Raw genomic sequence first — 5,917 nt, forward strand, 5'->3', positions numbered from 1 at the left:
GGCCACGCTCACCCCGGTGACCGAACCCGCCGCCCTGGTGACCCAACCCGCGACCAGCGTCGCGCACACCCAGCCAGCACCCGGCGCCACGCCGTCAGCGCCGACACCCAGGACCGGACCGATCGAGACCACGTCCACGACCCCGACGCCGCGCGCAGCACCTGCCACTCCGTCGCCGACCGAACCCCCGCACGCGCCCGACACCGCCTCGACCGATGACGTCCCACCCGCGCCCGCGCCCAGCAGTGCGCCCGCGCCCAGCAGCGCGCCCGCGCCCGCTGCCAGCACGGAGCCTGCACGCAGCACCGCGCCGCCCGAGCCCGCGCCGACCGTGCCGGACCCGACCGTGCCGGACTCGCCCGTGCCGGTCCCGGGCGTGCCGGCGACCGACCCCGCGACCGCCGCCGCGCGTCGCAGCTGCACCCGCTGCGCCGGGCGCCCCGGCGCCGAGGTCAACCTCACCATCGCCGCCTCCACCCTCCTGGGCCTGGACGACCACCCCGCCGACCTCGACGGGTACGGGCCCATCGACGCTGTGCGCGCCCGGGCCCTGGCCGACGGCGGGATCTGGCGGCGCATCATCACCGACCCCGACACCCACCAGGTCCTGGACGTCGGACGCCAGCGCTACCGACCACCCGCCGGGCTCGCCGCGTTCGTCCGGACCCGCGACACGACGTGTGTGGCACCCGGGTGCACCGTCCCGGCCCGCAACGCCGACCTCGACCACACCATCGAGTACCACCGAAGGCCCGGCGACCCACCGGACACACCGCTGGGCCGCACCGACGCCGACAACCTCGGACCCCTGTGCCACCGCCACCACCGCCTCAAGACCGACGGCGGGTTCCGGCTGCGCCAGATCCAACCGGGGCTGTTCGAGTGGATCACCCCAGCCGGGCACCGGTACCTCACCCGACCCGGCACCGGCCACAACCACGACGCCACCACCGACCCGTACGACGCACCCCCACCGTTCTAGACACCGACAACGGCCGAGGTTCCGTGGCCGCGACCCGCCTCGCGGCTTCGCCTGGCCTCGTGGGCTGCGTCCGGCCCTGGCCCCGGCCCACCCGCCAGGGCCGCCGTCCACGCGCGTTCGCCCGACAGCTCCCGTCGGGGCGGTCCGACCCCGGTCCGACGGGCGCCGCCGCGCGGTGAGCACGCCCGCTGTCGGCGTCGGGCCGTAGGCTGTCGGGTGTGTACGAGGGCGCGGTCCAGGACCTGATCGACGAGCTGGGGCGACTGCCCGGCGTCGGTCCCAAGAGCGCGCAGCGGATCGCGTTCCACATCCTCGCGGCGGACCCGACGGACGTGCGCCGCCTGGTCGACGCGCTGACCGAGGTCAAGGCCAAGGTCCGGTTCTGCGTCCAGTGCGGCAACGTGGCGGAGGAGGACCTCTGCCGGATCTGCCGCGACCCCCGCCGGTCGGCGGCGGTGCTCTGCGTGGTCGAGGAGCCGAAGGACGTCGTCGCGATCGAGCGGACCCGCGAGTTCCGCGGGCGGTACCACGTGCTGGGCGGCGCCATCAACCCGATCGCGGGGGTCGGCCCGGACGACCTGCGGATCAAGGACCTCATGACCCGGCTGGCCGACGGCACCGTCACGGAGGTGATCCTCGCGACGGACCCGAACGTCGAGGGCGAGGCCACCGCGACGTACCTCGCCCGGCTCCTCGTGCCGATGGGCCTGACCATCAGCCGGCTCGCGTCGGGGCTCCCGGTGGGTGGGGACCTGGAGTACGCCGACGAGGTCACGCTCGGCCGCGCGTTCGAGGGCCGGCGCCGCATCAGCGCCTGACCCGGTCCGATTCGTCCCGCGTGGTCGCCGGTGCCCCGCGTGTCGCCGTCGTCCGCGGGCGCGCCGCGACCGGGAGGGGCAGCATGGCCCCCGTGACCCCTCCCGACGACGACCTGCGTGTGGCGACCGACTCGGCCCAGGTGGACGACCTGGCGCTCGACCCGGAGGCCGCGGACCTGCGCGCCGTCGGCGAGTCGACGGCCCGGGAGTGCCGCGCCTTCCTGACGACGGTGACCGAGGTGGCGTCGGGCAGCAACCCGGACGCCGCCATCCCGCTGCTGCTGCTCGCCGTGTCGGACGTGCTGGCCGTGGGTGCGCGGCTCGGGGCGATCGTGGACGTGGTGCCGACGGACCGGTTCGAGCCGGACGTCGGCCCGGACCCCGACGTCGAGCCGCTGCGGGCCGCGCTCGCGAACGTGCTGGAGGGTGTCGACGAGTACGCCGAGGTGGTCGACCCGGTCCTCGGCGGGGAGGTCACCGCGTCCACGCTGTCGGGCGACCTGGTGTCGGTGGCGGGTGCGCTGGTGCAGGGGCTGCGGCACCACGACCGCGGCCACGTGCTCGAGGCGCTGTGGTGGTGGCAGTTCTCCTACCTGTCGACCTGGGGCGAGCGTGCGTCGAGCGTGCTGCGCACTCTGCAGACGCTGCTCGCCCACCTCCGGCTCGACGTGGACGACGACGTGGCCGCCGAGGCGGAGTACGACGCGCTGCAGCCCTGAACCGGCGACGGCGCCGGCCCCGGGGCGCGCCGGTCAGCCCACGGTCCACCGGGTCAGGTCGCCCCTGGCCCGGTAGCCGAGCTTCCGCAGCGCCCGGCTCATGTGGTTCTCGACGGTGCGGACGCTCAGGTGCAGCCGCTCCGCGATCTGCCGGTTGCTGAGGCCCTCGCGGCCGAGCGCCGCGACCTCGCGCTCGCGGTCGGACAGCGGTTCGCGCGCGGGCGCCGCGGCGCGGTCGGCCGGCGCGGCGTCGTCGAGCCCCAGGAGGTCGCGCGCGGCGGCGGTGAGCGCGACGCTCACCCGGGGCTGCACGGCCGGCAGCGCCGCGGCGGCGGCCGCCTCGTCGCGGTCGGCGAGGGCGAGCTGCAGGTCCAGGTACGGGTCGAGCAGCGGCAGCACGACGTCCTGGCGGGTGGCGCGGACCCGGGCGGCGCGCTCGGGGGTGAGCGGCGGCGGGGCGAAGGCCCAGGTCACCAGAGCGGGCTGGCGCAGGCCGGCCTCGGCGTAGGACAGCCCGGCCCGCCAGGCGATCTCGGCGCCGGTCGCGCGGTCCCCGTCGGCCACGGCGACGGCGATCCCGCCGACGACCCGCAGGGAGCGGATCAGCGGCCGGTAGATCTTCGGGGTCTTCTCGAGCTCCCGCAGCAGGGCCCGGGCCAGGTCGACGTTCCCCGCGCCCACCTGCAGCACGGCCCCGAGGGCGAGCCCGCGTCGGTAGAACGTCGTCTCGATCGGCCCGGCGGGCCCGAGCCGCAGCGCCGTGCTGAGCACCCGCCAGGCGGCCTCGATCTCCCCGGTGAAGCAGAGCACCTCGGCGAGCACGGCGGCGTGCACCCGGATGCCGAACGCGTCGTAGGCGTCGTACGCGGCGCTGAGCAGCAGCCGCTCGTGCCGTTCGGCCGCGTCGAGCCGTCCCAGGAGGCCGAGGCACTCGCCGCGGAGGGCGGCGCGGTAGTGCCGGACCTCGGTGCTGACGGGAGCGGCGTCGTCGTCGGCGTCGTCGGCACGGTCGAGCACGGTGAGGGCGAGGTCCGGGCGGCCCGCCTCCAGCAGCGCCGCGGCGCGCAGCAGCTCGGGGCCTCCCCGGAAGGCGGCCGCAGCGACGGTCGGGGGCTCGGCGGCGGCCACCGCCTCGGCGGGCTCGCCGTCGCGGATCGCCGCGACCAGCTGCTGCTTGAGGTCCTCGAGCTCAGCGAGCCGGCCGAGGCCGTCCCCCGCCGGGTCCGGCCGCCCGTCGGGGTCGTCGCCGCCGCGCCACGCCTCCCAGCGGGTGCGGTAGTAGCGGAACGCGACGACGTCGTCCTCCGAGTCCTCGGGGCTGCGCGCGGTCTCGCGGAACACCGCGGCGATCTGGTCCCGGGCCGGCCGCCGCATGAGCTGCGCCAGGTAGGCGGTCGCGGTGCCGTGACGCGGGTCGGCGGCCCACGCGGCCTGCGCCGCCGATTCGGCCGCGGCGGCACGCTCCTGCACGACGCCCGCGACCTGCGAGCTCCACCGCAGGAAGTCCGCGCTGCCGGCGGCGTCGCGCGCGAGCAGGGCGGTCAGGTCCGGGCGCGGCGGCTCGACCACCGCGACGACGTCGCCCACGACCGCGCGCGCGGCCGCGAGGAGCCGGCGCCGGTGCGGCGGTGCGACCCGGTCGCGCAGCGCGCGGGCGAGGGCGGGCGGCGCGACGACGAGCACCGCGTCGTCGCCGCTCGCCTCGTGCTCGACCAGCCGGCCCTGGTCCGCCAGGCCGTCCAGCAGCGGGGGGTCGACCAACCGCGCCGCGGCGTCAGCGGTGACGGGGCCGACGACGGCGAGCCGCTGCAGCGCGTCGACGCGCGCGCCGTCGAGGTCCCCGAGGAACAGTGCCGCGACGGCGTCGGCCGGGACCTCCAGCAGCCGGCCGTCGTCGACGTGCCGGCCCTCCTCCCGGCGGAGCGCCCCGGTGGCCCGCGCGGCGGCGAGCAGCGCGACCGCGGCGCCGGGGTTCCCGCCGGACTGGGCGAGCAGGGTGCCGGTGAGCGCGGCGTCGGCCGGGCCGCCCAGGGTCGAGGCGACGAGGACGCTGAGCGCGGGCAGCCCGAGCGGCGGGACGACCACCTCGGCCGGTGCGCGGGCGACGAGCAGCTCACGAGGGCCGCCGCGGGCCGTGCGCAGCAGGTCGGCGGTGCTGGCGGCGACGACGCGGCAGCCGGTGCGGACCAGCGCGCGCTGGACGACGCGCAGGCTGCCCGGGTCGAGGCGGTCGACGTCGTCCACGAGCAGCACGCTGCGGGGTGCGGCGAGCTCGTCGGCGAGCCAGGCGGTCAGCGCGTTCTCGTCGGGCACCTGGGCGGGCGCGGAGGGGTGGTCCAGCACCGCGGCGAACGGCGCGGGGCCGCTGGCGCGCAGCAGGACGCCCGGCAGCCGGCGGTCGGACAGGTCGGCGCGCAGGGCCTCCAGGGTCGTGGACTTGCCCATGCCGCGCTCGCCGCGCAGCACCACGTCGCGCCCGGCCGCGAGCCAGCGACGCACCGCGGGCAGGGCCTCGTCGCGGCCGCCCGCGCTCATCGTGTGCCCACTCCGCTCGCCCCCTCCGCGGTGGACGGCGCGCCGCCCCCGACGCTCGCCCGTGACCGCCCAGGCACAGCGTAGGCCCGGTGCCGACGCCGCCCGGGGCGCCGAGCGGGCGACCGACACGTCGAGCGAGCACCCGCTGGATGCTCGCTCGACGTGTCGGCCACCCCCTCGCGGTCGGCGCGCGGGGCGCGGCGCAGCGCCCGGCGCAGGGCGCGGCGCAGGCGCACGGAGGGCGCGCGGGTGCGTGCCCGGGGGTGCGCGGTGCGCGGGGCGGGCCCCCGCTCGGGGTCAGGCGACCGTGGTGTCCAGCTGGACGTCGATGTTGCCGCGGGTGGCGTTCGAGTACGGGCACACCTGGTGCGCCTGCTCCACGAGCTTCTCCGCCGTGGCCTGGTCGACGCCGCCGATCTCGACGTGCAGGGCCGCGCTCAGGGTGTAGCCGCCGGTGCCGTTCGGGAGGATGCCGATGTCCGCGACGACGGCGGAGTCGCGGATCGGGGTCTTCGCGGCCGCCGCCACGCCCTTGAGCGCGGAGTGGAAGCACGCGGCCCAGCCGGCGGCGAACAGCTGCTCGGGGTTGGTGCCGCCACCGGGGCCGCCCATCGCGGCCGGGACGGCGAGCGTCAGGTCGAGGACGCCGTCGTCGCTGGTGACCTGGCCTCCCGCGCGGCCCTCGCCGGTCGAGGTGGCGGTGGCGGTGTAGAGCGCGCTCATGCGGAGGACCTCCATGTAGACGAACTAGTACGTCTATGTATGCCACAGATCCCGCCCGCGTGCCAGACTGGCTCACCGGCGCGGCCGGACCCCGCCCCGCCGCACGCGCCGGTGAGCCAGTCTGGCACGCGGGCGGGATC

The 5,917-nt window shown here is 77.4% G+C and carries 5 protein-coding genes and 1 pseudogene; 3 read left to right on the plus strand and 3 right to left on the minus strand.

The window, feature by feature from the left end:
- Nucleotides 1-288, minus strand: a pseudogene (locus MHY85_RS19790) (hypothetical protein); the annotation flags it as partial.
- 58 nt (nucleotides 289-346) lie between these two features.
- On the opposite strand from MHY85_RS19790, the gene MHY85_RS19795 reads away from it, so the two are divergent.
- From MHY85_RS19795 to MHY85_RS19805, 3 genes are all read left to right on the plus strand, one after another.
- Nucleotides 347-982, plus strand: a complete 636-nt coding sequence (locus MHY85_RS19795) for an HNH endonuclease signature motif containing protein (protein WP_239199886.1) — start codon at nucleotides 347-349, stop codon at nucleotides 980-982.
- A 218-nt stretch (nucleotides 983-1,200) separates the two neighbouring features.
- Nucleotides 1,201-1,800 carry a recombination mediator RecR gene (gene recR / locus MHY85_RS19800; protein WP_158373369.1) on the plus strand — a complete coding sequence of 200 codons (600 nt, stop codon included), beginning with the start codon at nucleotides 1,201-1,203 and terminating at the stop codon, nucleotides 1,798-1,800.
- Nucleotides 1,801-1,940: 140 nt separating this feature from the next.
- Entirely contained in the window at nucleotides 1,941-2,519 is a 579-nt protein-coding gene (locus MHY85_RS19805) for a DUF5063 domain-containing protein (protein WP_374234182.1), read from the plus strand.
- Between the two features lie 33 nt (nucleotides 2,520-2,552).
- Here the strand turns inward: MHY85_RS19805 and MHY85_RS19810 are convergent, their stop codons facing one another.
- The gene (locus MHY85_RS19810; protein ID WP_239199889.1) at nucleotides 2,553-5,054 is read right to left on the minus strand and encodes a LuxR C-terminal-related transcriptional regulator; all 2,502 of its coding nucleotides are present in this window, start codon (nucleotides 5,052-5,054) and stop codon (nucleotides 2,553-2,555) included.
- 297 nt (nucleotides 5,055-5,351) lie between these two features.
- On the minus strand, nucleotides 5,352-5,777 hold the full coding sequence (locus MHY85_RS19815; protein ID WP_239199892.1) for an organic hydroperoxide resistance protein: 426 nt from the start codon (nucleotides 5,775-5,777) through the stop codon (nucleotides 5,352-5,354).
- Between the last annotated feature and the right edge of the window lie 140 nt (nucleotides 5,778-5,917).

Source organism: Cellulomonas sp. ACRRI (assembly GCF_022346185.1).
In the GTDB taxonomy this organism is placed as follows: domain Bacteria; phylum Actinomycetota; class Actinomycetes; order Actinomycetales; family Cellulomonadaceae; genus Cellulomonas.